The 17,407-nt window shown below is 70.2% G+C and carries 20 protein-coding genes and 1 pseudogene; 13 read left to right on the top strand and 8 right to left on the bottom strand.

Annotated features, from left to right (window positions below):
• The first annotated feature begins 136 nt into the window (after window positions 1-136).
• Complete coding sequence (locus VFA06_RS04590) at window positions 137-715, top strand: DUF1062 domain-containing protein (RefSeq protein ID WP_324839121.1); 579 nt, start codon at window positions 137-139, stop codon at window positions 713-715.
• Between the two features lie 121 nt (window positions 716-836).
• Here the strand turns inward: VFA06_RS04590 and VFA06_RS04585 are convergent, their stop codons facing one another.
• Entirely contained in the window at window positions 837-1,313 is a 477-nt protein-coding gene (locus VFA06_RS04585) for a hemerythrin domain-containing protein (RefSeq protein ID WP_324839120.1), read from the bottom strand.
• A 43-nt stretch (window positions 1,314-1,356) separates the two neighbouring features.
• Complete coding sequence (locus tag VFA06_RS04580) at window positions 1,357-1,707, bottom strand: DUF7455 domain-containing protein (RefSeq protein ID WP_324839119.1); 351 nt, start codon at window positions 1,705-1,707, stop codon at window positions 1,357-1,359.
• A gap of 126 nt (window positions 1,708-1,833) precedes the next feature.
• On the opposite strand from VFA06_RS04580, the gene VFA06_RS04575 reads away from it, so the two are divergent.
• The 3 genes from VFA06_RS04575 to VFA06_RS04565 all read left to right on the top strand — a co-directional run bounded on the left by VFA06_RS04575 (window position 1,834) and on the right by VFA06_RS04565 (window position 4,640).
• Entirely contained in the window at window positions 1,834-2,079 is a 246-nt protein-coding gene (locus VFA06_RS04575) for a BON domain-containing protein (protein ID WP_324839118.1), read from the top strand.
• Window positions 2,080-2,191: 112 nt separating this feature from the next.
• The gene (pta, locus tag VFA06_RS04570) at window positions 2,192-4,294 is read left to right on the top strand and encodes a phosphate acetyltransferase (RefSeq protein ID WP_349260050.1); all 2,103 of its coding nucleotides are present in this window, start codon (window positions 2,192-2,194) and stop codon (window positions 4,292-4,294) included.
• Between the two features lie 184 nt (window positions 4,295-4,478).
• Window positions 4,479-4,640 (top strand): hypothetical protein, encoded by a 162-nt coding sequence (locus VFA06_RS04565; protein WP_324839115.1) that lies wholly within the window; start codon window positions 4,479-4,481, stop codon window positions 4,638-4,640.
• 3 nt (window positions 4,641-4,643) lie between these two features.
• Here VFA06_RS04565 and VFA06_RS04560 read toward each other — a convergent pair whose 3' ends face one another.
• The 4 genes from VFA06_RS04560 to VFA06_RS04545 all read right to left on the bottom strand — a co-directional run bounded on the left by VFA06_RS04560 (window position 4,644) and on the right by VFA06_RS04545 (window position 6,734).
• Window positions 4,644-5,003, bottom strand: coding sequence for a hypothetical protein (locus VFA06_RS04560; RefSeq protein ID WP_324839114.1), 360 nt, complete (start codon window positions 5,001-5,003; stop codon window positions 4,644-4,646).
• Between the two features lie 6 nt (window positions 5,004-5,009).
• Window positions 5,010-5,753: a 2,3-bisphosphoglycerate-dependent phosphoglycerate mutase gene (locus VFA06_RS04555; RefSeq protein WP_324839113.1), complete on the bottom strand. Its 744-nt coding sequence runs from the start codon at window positions 5,751-5,753 to the stop codon at window positions 5,010-5,012.
• Between the two features lie 103 nt (window positions 5,754-5,856).
• Window positions 5,857-6,081, bottom strand: coding sequence for a hypothetical protein (locus VFA06_RS04550; protein ID WP_324839112.1), 225 nt, complete (start codon window positions 6,079-6,081; stop codon window positions 5,857-5,859).
• A gap of 161 nt (window positions 6,082-6,242) precedes the next feature.
• Window positions 6,243-6,734 carry a universal stress protein gene (locus VFA06_RS04545; protein ID WP_324839111.1) on the bottom strand — a complete coding sequence of 164 codons (492 nt, stop codon included), beginning with the start codon at window positions 6,732-6,734 and terminating at the stop codon, window positions 6,243-6,245.
• A gap of 190 nt (window positions 6,735-6,924) precedes the next feature.
• On the opposite strand from VFA06_RS04545, the gene VFA06_RS04540 reads away from it, so the two are divergent.
• Window positions 6,925-7,647, top strand: a complete 723-nt coding sequence (locus VFA06_RS04540) for a sigma 54 modulation/S30EA ribosomal C-terminal domain-containing protein (protein ID WP_324839110.1) — start codon at window positions 6,925-6,927, stop codon at window positions 7,645-7,647.
• A gap of 18 nt (window positions 7,648-7,665) precedes the next feature.
• On the opposite strand, the gene VFA06_RS04535 is transcribed toward VFA06_RS04540, so the two are convergent.
• The gene (locus tag VFA06_RS04535; protein WP_324839109.1) at window positions 7,666-7,830 is read right to left on the bottom strand and encodes a hypothetical protein; all 165 of its coding nucleotides are present in this window, start codon (window positions 7,828-7,830) and stop codon (window positions 7,666-7,668) included.
• Between the two features lie 494 nt (window positions 7,831-8,324).
• Here VFA06_RS04535 and VFA06_RS04530 point away from each other — a divergent pair, with 494 nt between their 5' ends.
• The 5 genes from VFA06_RS04530 (at window position 8,325) to VFA06_RS04510 (ending at window position 11,254) form a co-directional block, all read left to right on the top strand.
• Complete coding sequence (locus tag VFA06_RS04530; protein WP_324839108.1) at window positions 8,325-8,912, top strand: L,D-transpeptidase family protein; 588 nt, start codon at window positions 8,325-8,327, stop codon at window positions 8,910-8,912.
• 229 nt (window positions 8,913-9,141) lie between these two features.
• Entirely contained in the window at window positions 9,142-9,603 is a 462-nt protein-coding gene (locus tag VFA06_RS04525) for an SPW repeat protein (RefSeq protein WP_324839107.1), read from the top strand.
• A gap of 236 nt (window positions 9,604-9,839) precedes the next feature.
• Window positions 9,840-10,118: a hypothetical protein gene (locus VFA06_RS04520; protein WP_324839106.1), complete on the top strand. Its 279-nt coding sequence runs from the start codon at window positions 9,840-9,842 to the stop codon at window positions 10,116-10,118.
• Window positions 10,119-10,249: 131 nt separating this feature from the next.
• Window positions 10,250-10,870, top strand: a complete 621-nt coding sequence (locus tag VFA06_RS04515; protein WP_324839105.1) for a nitroreductase family deazaflavin-dependent oxidoreductase — start codon at window positions 10,250-10,252, stop codon at window positions 10,868-10,870.
• A 12-nt stretch (window positions 10,871-10,882) separates the two neighbouring features.
• Window positions 10,883-11,254, top strand: coding sequence for a NifB/NifX family molybdenum-iron cluster-binding protein (locus tag VFA06_RS04510; protein WP_324839104.1), 372 nt, complete (start codon window positions 10,883-10,885; stop codon window positions 11,252-11,254).
• Here the strand turns inward: VFA06_RS04510 and VFA06_RS04505 are convergent.
• The gene (locus VFA06_RS04505; protein WP_324839103.1) at window positions 11,243-12,535 is read right to left on the bottom strand and encodes an acyltransferase; all 1,293 of its coding nucleotides are present in this window, start codon (window positions 12,533-12,535) and stop codon (window positions 11,243-11,245) included. The two genes, VFA06_RS04510 and VFA06_RS04505, sit on opposite strands and share 12 nt — an antisense overlap.
• A 134-nt stretch (window positions 12,536-12,669) precedes the next feature.
• Here VFA06_RS04505 and VFA06_RS04500 point away from each other — a divergent pair, with 134 nt between their 5' ends.
• The 3 genes and pseudogenes from VFA06_RS04500 to VFA06_RS04490 all read left to right on the top strand — a co-directional run.
• Complete coding sequence (locus VFA06_RS04500; RefSeq protein ID WP_324839102.1) at window positions 12,670-14,484, top strand: long-chain fatty acid--CoA ligase; 1,815 nt, start codon at window positions 12,670-12,672, stop codon at window positions 14,482-14,484.
• A gap of 1,028 nt (window positions 14,485-15,512) precedes the next feature.
• Window positions 15,513-15,722: pseudogene (locus tag VFA06_RS04495) on the top strand (RICIN domain-containing protein); the annotation flags it as partial.
• 206 nt (window positions 15,723-15,928) lie between these two features.
• Window positions 15,929-17,407: alpha-L-fucosidase (locus tag VFA06_RS04490; protein WP_324839101.1), on the top strand; the 1,479-nt coding region annotated here is incomplete at its 3' end.

Below are 17,407 nucleotides of genomic sequence, written 5' to 3'. Positions count from 1 at the left end.
TGACTTGTCGCGCGTTCGACCCCGGAGCCTGACCACTCGGCCCGGCCGGTCGTCGCGTCCGCGTGTGCACCGCCGGATCCCGGGGGCCGCGGCCTGACCGCGAGCGCTCCCGCTGAACCCTGAAATCAATCAATAGGTGAATACTGATCGCAAGGCGCTGTGGGCCGTGCGCGAACTCGGCCTGCCCGCCATCGTAAAACCCTGCGTCGACTGCCCCGGAACGCGCCACCGCCCCTCGGGCAGGTTCCGCGTCAACGCGAACGGCAAGCTCCTCGACGTCTGGCTGCTGCTGTGCTGCGAGGCCTGCGGCAACACCTCGAAGGTGCCCGTCCACGAACGGCGCCACGTGCAGCAGCTCGAGCCCGCGCGCCGGTTGGCGTTCGAGAACAACGACCCGGCGATGGTGCGTGCGCTGGCGATGAACGCGTCGCTGGCGGCCAAGAGCGGATACCGGCTCGACTGGACCGGCACCTGGCGGCTGGAGACGGACCTGCCGTTCTACTCGCCGCAGGACCCTCACTCGCTCACCGTGTTCGTCGGCTTCGAGCTGCCCGCGCCGATCCGCGTGGAACGACTGCTCATGTCCGGACTCGGCCTCAGCCGCGGGGAGGTGCGGCGCATGGTGGCATCAGGGCGTATCCGCCTGCCGCTGAACCTGGAGACCAAGGCGCATCAGGACTTCGCGTTCACCGTCGAGGCCGGTTCCGGCTCATGACGCGCGCGAGGTCTCCGCAAGCCGCTCGCGCAGGCCCGCCGACGCTTCGTCAGGCGACAGCGAGTTCGACCGGCTGAGGGTGGCCCGGCCGCATTGTTCGGCCGGGCCTTCTTCGGCGAGGTCAGGCGCCGACGGGGTGCGCCAGCTTCGAGCCGATGCGGTCGCGCACCGCATCGAGGGCCTCCCAGTCCGCGGTGTGCAGCGTCGCGAGCGCGGCCGGGAATACCCCGTCCTGCTCCTTCAGAACGTGCCACTGCAACAGGTCGAGGGCGCCGAGAATACGCGCCGCCCACGAGCAGTCCCACAGCGGCACGTCGCCGGCCCCGGCCAGCACCGCGCTCAGCGCAGCGTGCTCACGACGCAGCGAGGCGACCTGCTCGGGGAACTCCGCCGCGAGAGCCGGGAACAAACCCTCCTCCTCGACCGCGAAGTGCGGGGCGAGCAGGTCGGCGATCCGCTGCGCGATGTGCGCCATCCGCGCCAGGTCGCCGTCACGGTGCGCCACGCGCGCCTGGGCGACCAGCTCCAACGCCCGCTCGTGCTCGTCCGCCAGCTCGCCGATCGCGGGCACGCTCTGGCAGCCGCAGTACTCGCACATGGCTCCTCCTTCGCCTCGCACGCCGGCACCGCACCCGCACGCGTCAAGCTGGCAGCCGCACCAGAACATCGCCCGCGTCGAACACGACCGCCCCGGCCGCCGCGAGCGCGGCGCGCGAGACGCGGAAATGGTGCCCGCACAGCAGCAGATCGGTCGGCTCGCGCTCGGAGTCGGTAACCGGCATCACGAACCTGACAACCGGCTGCGCGCAACAGCAGCACGCCGGATTCGACGTTTGCAGCGGTTCGAACGCCCGCCACACGTCGCCCTGCCCCGTCGCGGCAGCGGCGGCCGCGGCGATCGCGGCGTCTGCGACACGCTCTAGCGTTTCGGTACCAGGTTTGCCGTCCACGCCATGAGCGTCGCATCGGGCCGGGCGGCGCAGCAGGGCCAAGGTTACCGCCGGCCGGGGGCCGAAGGTCCCGTACGGCGGCGCCGGGCGACCCCGCGAAGCGCGCGACCGCGGCTGCGGGGACCATCGCCCCTGTCCGCACGGGCGGCGCGGCGTTGTGCTGTAGTCATGAACGCGATATCGCCCACCGATGATGAAATCCGCAGGCGCGTGGTCGACCGGGTGATCGACGTCGGCGGCGAGGTCCTGGACGTGAAGGTCGCGCACGGCGCGGTCCGGTTGCGCGGACGGGTCGGCGAGCCCGGGGAGATGGCGCTGGCCGGAAAGCTCTTACGCCAGGTCGACGGCGTGGATAGCGTAGTCGCGCAGTTCACGTTGCTCGACGAGGTGAGCAAGGAGCCGACCCGTGGTTGACCGGCCCGCCGAGGACAGTGCCGAGGAAGACGGTGCCGTCGAGGACAGCGCCAAGGGCAGTGCTGCCCGAGACCATGCCGCCGGGGACGGTGCCGAGGCGGCGCGCTGTCGCGTGGTCTGCGTGGCCGGGGTCGGCCCCGGCGACGGGCGCACGCTGATCGAGCTCGGCGTCACGGAGCTGCTTGCCCGCCATGCCCGCCGGATCGGGGTCTTCCGGCCCGTCGGGCGCAGCGGCGGCGATCCGGTGATCGAACTGCTGCGGGCGCGATACCGCGTCTCCGCCCCGCCCGAACTGCTTTACGGATACTCGTACGAACAGGCGGCCGTGATCCGGGCCGAGCAGGGCGCCGACGAGCTGGTGCGGCTGCTGGTGGACCGGCTGCGGGACCTGTGCCGCCACTGCGACGCGGTGCTGGTGCTCGGCACCGACTTCTCGAGCGGCACCATTCCCGATGAGGTAACGCTCAACGCCAGCCTCGCCGCCGAGTTCGGCGCGCTGCTGCTGCCGGTCGTCGGCGGACGAAAGCAACAGGCCGCCACGGTCGTCGCCGAGGTGCGCAACGCCCATCGCGTCTACACCGATCTGGGGTGCGCCGTGGTCGGCGTGATCGCCAACCGGGTGGACCCGGAGGACGAGCAGGTCGTCTCACGGCTGCTGGGTGAGCAGTGCCCGGTGCCGGTCTTCGTCATCCCGGAGGAGCCTTCGCTGCGGGCCCCGACGGTCGCGGAGGCCGTCGCGGCCACGAGCGCCGAGGTGCTGTTGGGCGACCAGGACGGACTGGCCCGGCTGGTGCGCGGCTACGTTTTCGGCGGCGCCGCGCTCCCCCGCTTCTTGGCAGCTCTCGGCGAGGGCCACCTCGTGATCGCGCCCGGTGACCGGGCCGACCTGCTGATCGGTGCGCTCGCCGCCCATTCGGCCGGTTCGCCGCCGATCGCGGGTGTGCTGCTGACGCTGGGTCAGCCGCCCGGCGAGCAGATCCTCCGGCTGGCCGAGCGGCTCGCGCCGGGCACGCCGGTGGCGCTGACGGCCTCGGACAGCTTCGTGGCGGCCACGACCCTCTCCGCGCTCAAGGGCGACGTGGCGGCGGCCGACCCGCGCAAGGTCGACGCCGCGCTCGGGCACTTCGAGCTGCACGTGAACACCACCGCGCTCGCCGAGCGGATCGCTCTCGGCCGGGTGCAGCGCGTCACGCCGATGATGTTCGAGCGCGAACTGATGGAGCGGGCGCGAGCCCCGCGGCTGCGCGACATCGTGCTGCCGGAAGGCTCCGAGGAGCGCATCCTGCGCGCGGCCGAGGTGCTCGTGCGCCGCAACGTGTGCAACCTGACCCTGCTCGGATCGCCGGACGCGATCCGTCGCCGCGTCGCAGAGCTCGGCGTGGACCTGCGCCTCGACGTCGACCGGGGCGAGCGCGAGGCGCGGGTGCGCATCCTCGACCCCGCGGCGTCGGTTCTGCACAAGCGTTTCGCGCGCACCTACGCTCGGCTGCGGGCGCACAAGGGCGTCACGGAGGCGCAGGCGCGCGACATCGTCTACGACCCCGGCTACTTCGGCGCGCTGCTGGTGCACGAGGGCCTGGCCGACGGGATGGTCAGCGGCGCCGCGCACTCCACGGCGGCCACCCTGCGACCGGCCTTCGAGATCATCGGAACCGCACCACAGGTCGCGTTGGCCTCCTCGGTGTTCTTCATGTGCCTGCCGGACCGTGTGCTGGTCTACGGCGACTGCGCGGTCAATCCGGACCCGAACGCCGAGCAGCTGGCCGACATCGCGATGCGCAGCGCCGGGACCGCCGCGCGCTTCGGCATCGAGCCGCGGATCGCGCTGCTGTCGTATTCGACCGGGGACTCGGGCCGCGGGGTCGATGTGGAGAAGGTGCGCAAGGCGACGCAGCTCGTCCGCGCGCTGCGCCCGGACCTGCCGGTCGAGGGGCCGATCCAGTACGACGCCGCGGTCGAACCGGACGTCGCGTTGACCAAGGCGCCCGGTTCGATCGTGGCCGGCCACGCGACCGTGCTGATCTTCCCCGACCTCAACACCGGCAACAACACCTACAAGGCCGTGCAGCGCTCGGCGGGCGCGGTCGCGATCGGGCCGATCATGCAGGGCCTGAACAAGCCGATCAATGATCTGTCACGGGGAGCCTTGGTCGAGGACATCGTGACGACCGTGGCGATCACAGCCATCCAGGCGCAGCCGGGCACCGACGGCTGACCGCCGACGGCTCATCGCGGGCCGATCACGGGCTGCCGATCACGGGCTGCCGGTCGCGGACCATCGGACCGGCAGCTCGGGCCTTTCGACAGGATGCGCACCGCCGGATCGCGAGCAGCATGGCCGTTAAGACGGTCCGACCGCCCCGCAGTGCCTCCGCGACTCCCGAGAAGGGCGAGTCACCATGCCTCTCGTTTTCATCTTCGTCGCCGTGCTGTTCTGGCTGACCATCCTGACCGTCTTCGCGGTCGGGTGGTTGCTCAAGATGATGTTCCACATGTTCGCCGCTCCGGTATACGGGGCGCGCGGGCTGATCTACCGGTCCCAGGGCGGGGCCCGCAGGTGAGCTCTACTGATCCGGGTGGCGGGTCCGCGCGATCCGTTTCCGGGAGTGCGGCGCCCGCTGCCGAATCAGCCTGTTGTAGAGCTGCTGACGCGCGAGGTCCACGCATTCGCGCACGCTGTCGCCGGCGGCATGCGACTGCACCGGACGGCCGTCCAGGTCGATCGTCGCGCTGAGCTGGACGGGATGCACCGCTCCGGGATTGCCGGAGACCACGACGGTCACGTGCACCCTGCGCAGCGGCCGGTGTGCATAAGCCGCCAGGGCGTGGAACTTCTCGACGGCGTAGCGCCGCTCCTCGCGGGTGAACGGCCCGGTCATCTCGACGAGTATCGACTCGGCGTTCTGACTTGCGTTTCTGGACATGTGTCCTCACTTTCCGCGCGATGGGGCGCCGACGAGGAACACTCCGCCCGGCACGAGGGGCTTTCCGGCCGCGTCGAGAAGGTAGAGCAGCGGACGCGCGGTCGGTACCTCCAGCCGGGTGATCTCCGCGTCGGAGATCCCGTCGAGCCACTTGATCAGGGCGCGCAGGGTGTTGCCGTGCGCCACGATGAGCACCACCCGGCCGGCGCGCAGCTCCGGGGCGACTGCGTCGCTCCAGTACGGCAGGAGCCGCGCGGTGACGTCCCGCAGGCTCTCGGTGTGCGGCAGCACCCGGGGCGGCAGGGCGGCGTAGCGGGGATCGGCGAGGTTCGGGTCTTCCCGTAGCGCGGGCGGCCGCCCGTCGTAGGAGCGGCGCCACCGCTGCACTCGTTCCGCGCCGAACTCCGCTCGCACGAGGTTCTTGTCCTTGCCCTGGAGTGCACCGTAGTGCCGGCCGTTCAACTGCCAGGAGCGGTGCACGGGTACCCAGGGGCGGTCGGCCGCGGTCAAGACCAGGCGCGTCGTCGCGACTGCCCGCTGAAGCAGCGAGGTGAAGGCGACGTCGGGGCGGCACCCGGCTGCCGCGATGGCCTGCCCGGCCTGCACCGCCTCGAGTTCGCCGAATCCGGTCAGCGGAGGGTCCGCCCAGCCGGTGAAGCGGTTGGCGGCGTTGAACTCGCTCTGCCCGTGTCGCAGCAGGATCAGCCGGCAGCCCTGGAACTCCGCGCTCGCCGAGCTCACCGGATCCATCGCACCCCTCCCCCTTCTCCTGGCCCCAGCCTTGTGCGCGCCCGCCACGGCCGACAGGGTCTCAAGTCCCGCCGCGAGGATGGAGGCGGCAGCTTCCCGTGACTCAGTACGGCAGCGTCCGGCGCCCGGACGGGGTGCGCAGGTCCAGTTCGGGAAGCTCTCGGCGCGCCCGGCGGCGTCTGATCACGCGCACCCGCTTCGACGCGTAGACCTGCGGGGCGATGCGTGTCGACGGAACCTGCTTCATGATCGCCACCTCGGAGGGGTCGCTGATCCGGTCGCCCTGCGCGGCCGGTACCAGCAAACCCTTGTCGAAGCCGGCGATCACGGCACGGGCCGAACGGCCCGGGCCAGCAGGGCCGTGCGGGCACCGTTCAGCGGACCTTCTTGGCGGAGCCTCCGCGACCTCGGCGGCCACGGGAAATCCACCGCGCGCGACCAGGAGCACGACCGGGTCGGCTCTGCGCAACGCGGCGGAGCCGAGCGGCCTCAGCCGCGATTGGCCGCAGTTTCGTGCTCGAACCTGCTCCACAAGTCCGGTTGCCGGCGACGCCAGAGCCGGCGTCCCCGCAACTCGCGGGCCAGCGGCGGAGGCGGTACGACGAGCAGTTCGCAGCGCGCCTTGCGGATGCAGGCGAGCGGTACCGATCCCGACCACAGCGCGTGCCACAGGCCGCCGCCGCTGCTGCCGATCACCAGCAGGTCATCGGGTCCGTCCGCGTATTCGGCCAAGGCCGAGGCGACCGGCGGAGGCTGAATGCTGCGCAGGATGGTCAATCCGGCCGGAACGCCGCCGAACGCGTCTTTGAACGCCGCGTCGATCTGCTTGGTGTCGGAGTCCGACCAGAGCGCCTCGACGCGGACCGCGTGCAACGGCACCCCGCGCCAGGCGGCCTGGGTGGCCGCCGCTCGCAACGCCGCCAGACCCTGTGGCGATCGGTCCACACCCACGATCACCCGCGCACTGCGTTCGGCGTTCACGGCGACACCTTCTCTCGTAAACGCTCACCTTCAGTCTTGTCACCCGGCGCTGCCGCACCAGGGCATTGAGTCCCTGTTCCGTCCCGCGCTGCCGTCGCCGCGGGGGCACGAGGCGGCGCGGGACCAACGACTCTGGTCGGGGTCCAGCCGGGCGGCGACGCTGCCGGTGACTCGATCGGAGGACGGCTTCATGGTCTTGGCGGTGGGATATCGCGGAACCCGGCAGGCGGCGGATCTGACGGAGCGGTTGACGGATCAGGTGTCGACCGCGCTCGCCGAGCCCGCCTGGGATGTCAGCGATCTGCGGGTGCGGGTCAGGGCTTCCGAGGACGGCCGCGGCCCGATCGTCGGCCAGGTGAACTTCACCGCCCTCGGATGGGCGCTTCGGTCGCAGGCCGCATGCGATCACCCGGAGGAGCTCGCCGAGCTGCTGGTCGCCCGGATCGCGCGGCAGCTGGTGGTGCCGAGTTCGGGTGTGTGGGTGCGGCCCTGGCCGGATCCGCTGACCCGGGTCTCACCGGTGCCGACCGGGCCCGCCGTGATCAGCCGCCGCAAGCCGGTGCGGCTCAAGCCGCTGACGTCGATGGAGGCGATTCTGGCGCTCGACGCCCTCGACTACCAGGCGCACATGTTCCGGGATCCGCAAACCGGCACCGAAGCGGTCGTATGTCGGGACGGCCCCTGCGGTTACCGGATGGCCTGCATCGAACGCGCCGAGTCGTCCCGATCGGCGCCGGCTGTTCTGGTGACTGACCTGTACCCGCCACCGCGGCTGTCTCTCAGCAGCGCCTTGACACGACTGACTGCCTTTGGTGAAACGCACCTGTTCTTCACAGATGCCGCTGCGGGTCGCGGCCGCCTGCTTTACGCGCGCTATGCCGGCGGATACGGGCTGATCGAGACGGTTGCCTGAGCGGTGCGCGGCGCTCGGTTATCGCGCGGCATGGCCGAGTTCGCGGCGGCCGTCGCCTGCCAGCCACGTCGCGAAGTCGCGTTCATCGGGTTGTCGTCCGGCATTCGCGGGACGCCCGTACCAGTCGTCCAGGAATTCGGTCAGGTGCCGCTGGATCAGGTGGCGCAGTGTTCGCTCCGACATGGTGATCGCTCCCTCGCGGATGCCGTGGTGGCGGCCTTCTCGGCGATCCTGCTCCGCGCGGGGGCGCCCCGCAGGGGCGCAAAGGCCTCGACTGGGATGGACCAACGACGCGGCAATTCTGCGCCGAGCTCGGGCCTTGAGCCCGGCAGGGTAGGGCCCAAGGTCCTGTCGCGGGATCGTCGTGTGACGCCTACGGTCGAATTGTGAAGGCTCGTTGTGGCGTCCGGACCGCGGCGGCGACTCTGCTGGCCGCTGCGGCCCTGTTCATGTCGGCAATCGCCGGATGCGCCGGCTCGTCAGGGAACGCAGGTGCGCAGCCGCAGAACAGCATAACCAACGCCGGGCCGGCGCCGGTCCCGTCGAGTCCGCGGCCCAGCCCCACCGTGACCACCTCGGCCCCGACCGGTTCCGGTTCGCCGTCGCCAACCGCAGGTTCGCCAGCCCCCACCGCTTCGAGGACTCCTGGCACGACGGCGCCCGGCGGCCAGTCGATAATGCGTCCCGGCGACAGCGGCCCGGCCGTGCTGGCGCTTCAGCGGCAACTCGGCTCGCTCGGCTACTGGCTCGGAACGCCTGACGGAACATACGGCGACCTGACGCGGCAGGCGGTGGTGGCCTTGCAGAAGGCCGCGGGCCTGCCGCGCGACGGAGTGTTCGGCCCGCGTAGTGCCGCGGCGCTGGCACGCGCGATCCGGCCGGCGGCACACAGCAGCTCCGGGCACGTCATCGAGATCAACCTGGCCCGGCAACTGCTGCTGCTGGTGACGAACGGCCACGTCGACACGGTGCTCGACACCTCGACCGGCAGCGGCGCGGCTTACACCGTGGGCGGCTCGACGTACATCGCCGTGACTCCGACCGGTAGCTACCGCATCTTCCGGCAGGTCGACGGCAGCGACCACTCGCCGTTGGGCGTGCTGTGGCGGCCGAAGTACTTCAACGGCGGAATCGCGATCCACGGGTACCCCGACGTACCGCCCTACCCTGCGTCACACGGTTGCGTGCGCGTCAGCAACGCGGCGATCAACTGGATGTGGGCCGGCAATCTCGCGCCCATCGGAACCAGCGTGCTCGTGTACTGACCCGGCCACTGCCGCCCTGGTTCCCGGGAGCCGAACGGCCTGAGCGAACGTCCAAGCATGAGGTACCGGCGCGGACGGCGTCCATCGAAACCCGCACGGGCCTTGAGCCTCTAGGCCGCGCCCGCCGGCGGCGCTTGGGTGGAAACCGAAAGGGCCGCTTCGGCCGCCCGACGCTCGCCGCCGGGCGGAGGAGGGGCCGAGTTCCCGGTTTCCCGAGGAGGTGGTCACCTTGACCACTCCGATCAATCAGCCGGACATCGGACGCCACCCGGACCTGCTGGACCTCGGCGCGCGCTTCGAGCGCGCGACCGCCACGCCGAGCGTGCAGGGGGCCGAGGCGCTCGGCATCCTGACGGGCTTGTACCTGGCGGCGTCGCCGTGGATCGCCGGATTCAGCGGCTTCTCCACGCTCGCGGTCAACGACCTGATCACCGGCATCGGTTACACGCTGCTCGTGGCGGGCTTCGGCTCGGCCTACCAGCGCACGCACGCCATGGCCTGGGCCGCGACCCTGATCGGCGTCTGGACGGTTGTCGCGCCGTGGGCGGTGGCCGGAAGCGTGCACACCACGCGCACGATCACCAGCAACTGCATCGCCGGAGGCGTGGCGGTGCTGCTCGGCCTCGTGATCGTCGGACTGGCCGGCTTCGGCCGCGGCAGGATGCGGGCGACAGGTCCCGTACCGCGATAGCCGCGAATAAGCACGCTGACACCGCGACGGCGGCAGCCTCACCTCGAGCAGCCGCCGTCGCGGCCTTCCCTCACAACGGGCATCGCCTGTCGTCCTTGCCGATAGGCGTGAGGCTTCCCGCCGAGGCTACTTTCCATGCGCCGCCTGGTGACCATGACGGGTCGAACGGCCCTGGTCACGCCAGGTCCGGCGCGGGATGCTGTGATCCACCGGGACCGAGAAGGGAGGCGGGCACCGTGAGCGGCACCTCCTCAGAAAGCCACCACGCTGGCACAGAATCCCGCCGGGAGACCGTCAGCAGCACCGGACACTCGGGCACGGATACGCGCTACAACGCCATGCTGCGCTACCTGCGCGGCCTCTATGTCAGAAGCCCGCAAGCACCGCAGAAGGCGAGCGCGCCGACGGCGCAGAGTCAGCCAAGCACCGAGCCCGAAGCGCCGGCAACCGAGCCGGACGCGCCCGCAGCCGAGCCCGTCGAACCCGCCGAGCCGTCGGCTGAGCCGAAGGCCTGAGCGCTCGCCGCGCAGACGTGGCCTCCGACGACGCGATTCGGCCACCTGGATCCGGGGTCCTTATGCCCTGGGGCCGATCTGCGCCCGGTGCGAGCCTGACGGCAGGGGCATTGAGGAATGAGGCGATCGCAGTGTCGGATCAGAGCACGTCCGAACAGAGCACGTCGGAACAGGGGATCTCGGAACAGGGCGGCTCGGAGCAGAGCAAGCAGGGTCCGGACGTTGACCAGGCGGCCGCCAACGGTCATGTGCCTGACGGCCAAGCGGGCTCCCAGACTGCCCCGCCGCGAGGCGACCAAGTGTGGCCGACTCGCCGCTACCAGCCCGGCCGCCTGCGCCACGTGGAGAACGCGTTCACCAGCATCCTCGCGCGCGCGGGCCTGATCCCGCACACCTACCTGCTCACGACCAGGGGCCGCAAGACCGGCCGCCCGCGCCGGAACCCCGTGATCCTGGTGGTGCTCAACGGGCAGCGTTGGCTGGTCGCCCCGTACGGACCGGTCTCCTGGGTGCACAACGCGCGCGCTGCCGGCAAGGTCGAACTGACCCGCGGCCGCACGACCCACGTGTACGAGGTCCGCGAACTGCCGGCGCAGCAGGCCGGATATGTGCTCAAGCACTACGTCCGCATCGCCAAAGTCACGCAGCCGTACTTCCGCGCCCGGCCGGACTCCCCGGTCGAGGACTTCAGCGCCGAAGCCGCCCTGCATCCCGTCTTCCACCTGATCAGAGCCGATCAGCCCGCCGCTTGAGGAGGGTGCGCGATGCGGATCTGTATTCCCATCACCGGAGATGACCAGGTCGACGGGCGCTGGGGGCGGGCCCACCAAGTCGCGGTCGCGGACATCGACGACGGCGAGATCACCGGCTGGTGGGAGCACGAAGTGTGCTGGGACGTCCTGCACGACACCGGCAGCGAGGGCGCGCACCACGCACGCGTGGCGCGGTTCGTGCGCGAGCAGCACGTCGGAGCCGTGGTGGCCGAGCACATCGGGCCCGGCATGATGCGGATGCTGCGCACCATGGGCATCACCGTGTACCTCGGCGCCCACGGCGACGCGCGCCAAGCCGTCACCGTCGCCGCGGACCTCGGCGCCGCCCGAGCGGGCACCGGTTCGGCACCGTCAAGACGCTGAATCCGGATCGGGTGAAGCATCCGGCTCGTCGGTGGCGCGCCCGCTGAACAGCGTCGCCACAAGCCCAAGGCCGCCCAAGAGCAGGGTCCACACGGGCAGTTGTCCCGCGGGCGCGAACCCGCCGATAGCCAGTCGCGCCAGTGCCACCGAGGCCGCGATGAGTCCGGCCAGCAGCAGGATCGGCGACCAGCGACCAGGCGGGCCAAGGCCGGAGGGAAGACGCAGCATCGGGCGTTCCGCCCACATCACCGCGGCAACCAGCGGCACCAGCACCACGGTCAGCAGCGCCCACCACACCGGCCGCAACTCCCACCACTGCGCGCTGCCGATCGGCGGCTGCGGCATGACCTTCGTGGGATAGAAGGCCACTGCGATGACGATCGCCGGCACGAAATGCCACAGGTACACCGTCATCACGGTGCCGTTGAGCCGCCTTACCGCGTGCCAGAGCCGCACCCGGACCGCCAGGATTCGGGACATCCACGGCTCGGCCAGCAACACGAGGCCGCACTGTGCCGCGGCGAACGCGAGCAGCGCGATCGACGGCGGGTTCGTGTTCCCGGAGCCGACCATGTCCACCTTGAAGGACCGCGAGACGACCAGCGCGGTCAGCAACACGGCCCCGGCCGCAGTCAGCGCGTACAGGCGCCACCGCGGCGTGGTGAGGCTCCGGTCCTGCCAGGCGAACCCCCACTGGTGGATCGAACCCCATACGAAAAAGTAGTTGGCATATCCGACGGCGGGTGGATGCCGCCCCGTCAGGACCACGCTGACCGACCCGGCCGCCGCGGCCATGACGCAGGGCACCGCCAAGCCCCAACCCCGATGCAGCGCCAACATGATCGGAGTGAGCGCGATGAGCGTCAGGTAGACCGGCAGGAACCACAGCTGCAGCGCGACCAGCCAGGCCGACTCCGCAAGTTCCGCCGACGGCACGCGCGCGGCCTTTGCCGCCATGACGGCGAGGAGGGCGACCACGACGAACGCGCCCGTGGGCCACAGCAACCGCAGGGCACGCTCGCGGACCCACCGCGTCCAGGTCTCGCCGCGCTCGTGATGGATGCTCCAGGACTGCGCGTTGACGAATCCACCCACGAGGAAGAACACCGGCATCACCTGGAACAGCCAGGTGACCCAACGTCCCCAGCTGACGTAGTCGACGGCGTCCAGGCCCGAGAGTCGCCCGTTCCGGTAGGTCGCCGAGATCAGGAGCCAATGGCCGTAGACGACACCGCCAATGGCCCCGACCCGCAGGAGGTCCGCGTAGCGATTGCGCACCATGCCGCGACCTGCAACTCCCTCGCCGATTTATGCCGCGGACCGCCGCGGTGCCCTGGCGCCTCGGGACGAATGGCCCGCGCGGATGGCGAACTAAGACCCGTGCCGCCCGGAGCCGGGCGCAGGACGCTGGAAGCGTGGCCGTCTCATCCCTGAATCTACAGTCGTCCACGCCGGCGCGGTTCACCGTCGGGCCGGCGCGTAACACGTCGGACGACATCTTCGACTGGGCCGCGCAGCGCCCTGACCACCTTTCGTTCGCGCGGAAGGCCGGCGGCAGCTGGCAGTCCGTGACCGCGGGCGAGTTCGTCGATCAAGTGCTCGCCGTGGCCGCCGGTTTGATCGCGTCCGGCGTTCAGGCCGGTGATCGCATCGGGTTGATAGCGGATACCAGCTACGAGTGGGTCGTGTGCGATTACGCGATCTGGGCTGCCGGAGCCGTCACCGTGCCCGCCTATCCCACCGCCGCGCCGACACAGATCGCCGGCATACTCACCGACTCCGGCGCGACCGGGGTGTTCGTCAAGGGCGGCCAGCTCGCCACGGAGGTAGCAGAGGCCTGCGGATCGCTCGCCGACCGCATGTGGACGGTGGACGACGCCGGATTCGCCGCGCTCTCGGCTTCCGGCGCGGCGATAACCCGCGACGAGGTGGAACGCCGCAGGCGCTCCGCGACGGCGGACTCGACGGCGACGATCGTCTACACCTCGGGCACGACTGGCCGGCCGAAGGGCTGCGTGCTGACGCACGGCAACCTCGTGGCGGAGGTCAGCAGCATTCTCGAGGCCGAGGGCATCGCCGACCTCGTGCTCGTGGAGGACTCGTCGATGCTGGTGTTCCTGCCGCTCGCGCACGTGCTGGCCCGCGTCGCGACCCTGGCCGGGGTGCGGGCGGGCATGCGTATCGGCTTCACCAGCGATCTGGACGACCTGCCGCGGGAGCTTGCCGGATTCCGGCCCGAGGTGACCCTGGTCGTGCCGCGGATCCTGGAGAAGGTCTACAACCGCGCCGAGCGCAAGGCCGAGCAGTCCGGCCGGGCGCGGCTTTTCCGCGCCGCCGCGGAGACGGCCGTGGAATACAGCCGCGCACTGGACGACGGATCGCCGTCGTGGCGGCTGCGGATGCGGCGGGCCCTGTTCGACCGGCTCCTGTACGCGCGGCTGCGCGCCGCTTTCGGCGGACAGCTGCGGTACGCCGCCAGCGGCGGCGCTCCGCTGGACGCCCGGCTCGGGCACTTCATGCGCGGCGTCGGAGTCAACGTGCTGGACGGCTGGGGCCTGACCGAGACGGCCGCCCCGGTCACGCTGAGCCTGCCCGCCGCGCTGCGGGTCGGCACCGTCGGCCGCCCGCTGCCCGGCAACACCGTGCGGATCAACCCGGACGGGGAGGTGCTGGTCAAAGGCCCGGCGGTGTTCCGCGGCTATTGGAACGATCCGCAGGCCACTGACGAGGCTCTGGACGCGGACGGATGGCTGCACACCGGCGACCTCGGCGAGCTGAACGACGGATACCTCTCCGTGATCGGGCGCAAGAAGGATCTGATCGTGACCGCGTCGGGCAAGAACGTCGCCCCCGCCTTCCTGGAGGACCGGCTGGCCGCACACTGGCTGATCGAGCAGTGCGTCGTCGTGGGTGACCGGCGGCCGTACATCACGGCCCTGGTCGCGCTCGACCCGGAATCCTTCGAGGAGTGGAAGGCGGAGCACCACCTGCCGTTCTCGGCCACCGTGGCGGACCTGCACGAGGACCCCGCGCTGCGCGAGGCGGTGCAGGGCGCGATCGACGAGGTGAACGAGGAAGTCTCCCGCCCTGAACAGATCAAGCGCTTCCGCATCGTGCCGGGATACTTCACGGTCGGCGACCAGTTGACGCCGACTCAGAAAACGCGGCGGCAACACGTCCTGACGCAGTTCGCCGGCGACGTGGAGGCGCTGTACGCCGAGGACGCGTGACGCCGACTTGAGCGACTCGCGCGGCGCGGCGGCTCCACCCGGACAGCCCTGCGCACGGTACGGGCGCCGCGGCGATCCGTCCCTCAGCCGTCGGCAAGGGTTCGCGCCCCAGCGGATATCCGCGAGAGTACGAGCTCTTCGTCGAGTTGCGCGACTGCGGGAGGATCAGGGTGCGCCCCATCCTGCCCGGCGACGCTTACCGACGCGATCATGGCCCTGGACCGTACGCAGGTTGGCGCGATCATCAGTCGGCTGGCCTCCCCCGCGACCACCGCTGCATCCGCCAACGCAGCAACTACCAACGCAGCATCCACCAGCGAGTCCGCCGCCGCGGCCACCCGCTGACTAACGCCGCCGGGCGATCGCCCAGGCTGCCGGGACACGCGACCCGGACGAGGTTAGGTCACCCGTGCGAGCAACTTGCCATGCTTCGTCGCGGCAACTTTCATAACCGTTCACCGGCAGGGGCAGCGCGCGGGTCCACCCGATCGGCCTTCCCGAAACGATTCGCGAGATGGCGTCGGGTGCGCGCCAAGACGGGCAATTGATGGGATGGATAGAGCAACGAGGCGGAATGAGTATCGCGCTCCATGCCCGCTGGCTGAACCACATGGACACCAAGGCTCCCCGGAGTGCCTCTGTGTCACGTTGTCGACACCCTGCCTGCTCAGGGAGCGATGCGCGTGATGCAGCGATTCTTCCCGACTGATCGAACGGGATCGCCTGCTGAGTCTGGGATAACGGACCGTTGCTTGACAGTGACCAGAAGTGGTCCTACGTTTCGCACCGAATCGATTCGCGCCGCCGGGAATTTGGGTACCAGCGCGGCGCGCGTCACGGTGCCGCGGTGTCTCAATCGCGCCTGTTTCGTGGGATCGAGCGCGCAACAGTAAGCGCAACCGGAAGAGAAGGCAAAGCACCAGAATGCTGAGACCGACGTTGTTCTTGCGCATCAGCGTGGCTTTGGGCGCCGCACCGCTCCCAGTCGCTGGCCTGTCGCGGGGGCCCGCCGCGAGCGCGGCGACCGCGGCGCGGGCGCCAGTCCGGGGACCAAGGCCATCATCTGGACCTGCAACGGCCAGCCGAATCAGCAGTGGAACCTCAACTCCAACGGCACGATCACCGGTGTGCAGTCAGGACTCTGCCTCGACGTGACGGGTGCCGGAACCGCCGACGGCACCCCGATCGAACTGTGGACCTGCAACGGCGGCAGCAACCAGCAATGGTCTCTGGGATAACGCGTCACGCCCCCAACAGCCGCCTTCTCGCGCCTTCCCCAACCCACTTCGCAGCCAGCCCACATGGCTGCACGTCTAGAAAGGACCCTCCCGTGTATCGCGCGAATCCGCACAAACGAACGCCCGCAGCGCCCTCAGCGGGCGTTGCCTCGCGCCGCACGCGCGCTGCGCTGTGTGCGCTCGGCCTGGCCGCGCTCACGCTGTCCGTGACGAGCCCGGCGCACGCGGCGACCCCGGGCGAGGTGATCGCCGTGGCGCCGTCGGACTCGCCCGCCACGATCATCGCGAACGCGGCGAACGTCGTGCCGTCGTCCCGGCAGCTGGCCTGGGAGAACCTGGAGGAGACCGCATTCCTGCACTTCGGGGTGAACACCTACGACGGGCGGGAGTGGGGCACCGGCACCGAGGACCCGAACATCTTCCAGCCCACCGGCCTGAACACCGACGAGTGGGCCAGCGTGCTGAAGGCCAACGGGTTCAAGGAGGCGATCCTGACCGCCAAGCACCACGACGGCTTCCTGCTCTTCCCGTCCAAGTACACCAGCTTCAGCGTCGCGTCCTCCTCCTGGGACAACCACCAGGGCGACGTGGTCAAGAGCTTCACCACCTCGATGCACAACGCCGGGCTCAAGCCAGGCATCTACCTCTCACCCGCCGACATCCACGAGAACCTTTCCGGCGGACGCTTCGCCAACGGCAGCGCCTTCAAGCCGGTGACCATCCCCTCCGATCCGTCGGAGGTCGTCAACGGGGTGACGTTCCACTTCAACTCCGACGACTACAACACCTACTACGAGAACACCCTCTACGAACTGCTGACCCGCTACGGCGAGATCGACGAGATCTGGTGGGACGGCGCCAACCCGACCGGCCGCTATCAGCCCTATGACTTCAGCGACTGGATCAGCATGGTGCGCACGCTGCAACCCAACGCGGTCATCGAGAACGACGGCGGACCGGACGTGCGCTGGGTCGGCAACGAGTACGGCAACGCGCGCACCTCCGAGTGGTCGGTCGTGCCGTACAACGGCAACCCCGCCACCGCCGCGGACAACGTCATCAACCCGCCCGGCGGACCCAGCGCCTCAGACCTGGGCAGCGACGCGCTGCTGTCCCAGCGCAACTCAGACGGCACCAGCGCATGGAACCTGCTGCGCTGGGCCCCGCCCGAATGCAACCTGACCCTGTCGGCCGCGCACAACTGGTTCTGGCATCCAGGGGACACCTGGCTGAGCGAGTCGTCCCTGGAAGACAGCTACTACAACTCGGTGGGCCGCAACTGCAACCAGCTGCTGGACATCGGCCCCGACCAGCAGGGCGTCTTCGACCCGACCGCGGTCACGGCGCTGAACACGTACGGCGCCGCGATCTCCTCCACCTTCGCCACCAACCTCGCCTCCGGCGCGAGCGCCGCCAACGACAGCGGCACCTCGAACACCAGCGGCCACACGCCAAACCTGGCCGTGGACGGCAATACCAGCACCTCCTGGCAGCCGAACGGAAACACCGGGGCGCTGGTGCTCACGCTTCCCTCAGCCAAGACCTTCGACGTGATCTCGGTGCAGGAGGACCTGGGCATCGGCCAGCGCGTCGAGTCCTACGCGGTGGACGCGTGGAACGGTAGCGGCTGGAACCAGATCGCCAGCGACACCACGATCGGCCACAAGAAACTGATCCGCCTGGCC

Source organism: Actinocrinis sp., from assembly GCF_035653575.1.
Taxonomy (GTDB): Bacteria; Actinomycetota; Actinomycetes; order Streptomycetales; family Catenulisporaceae; genus Actinocrinis.
The sequence above is the reverse complement of the archived record's forward strand: the minus strand, read 5'-3'. Positions and strand labels throughout refer to the sequence as shown.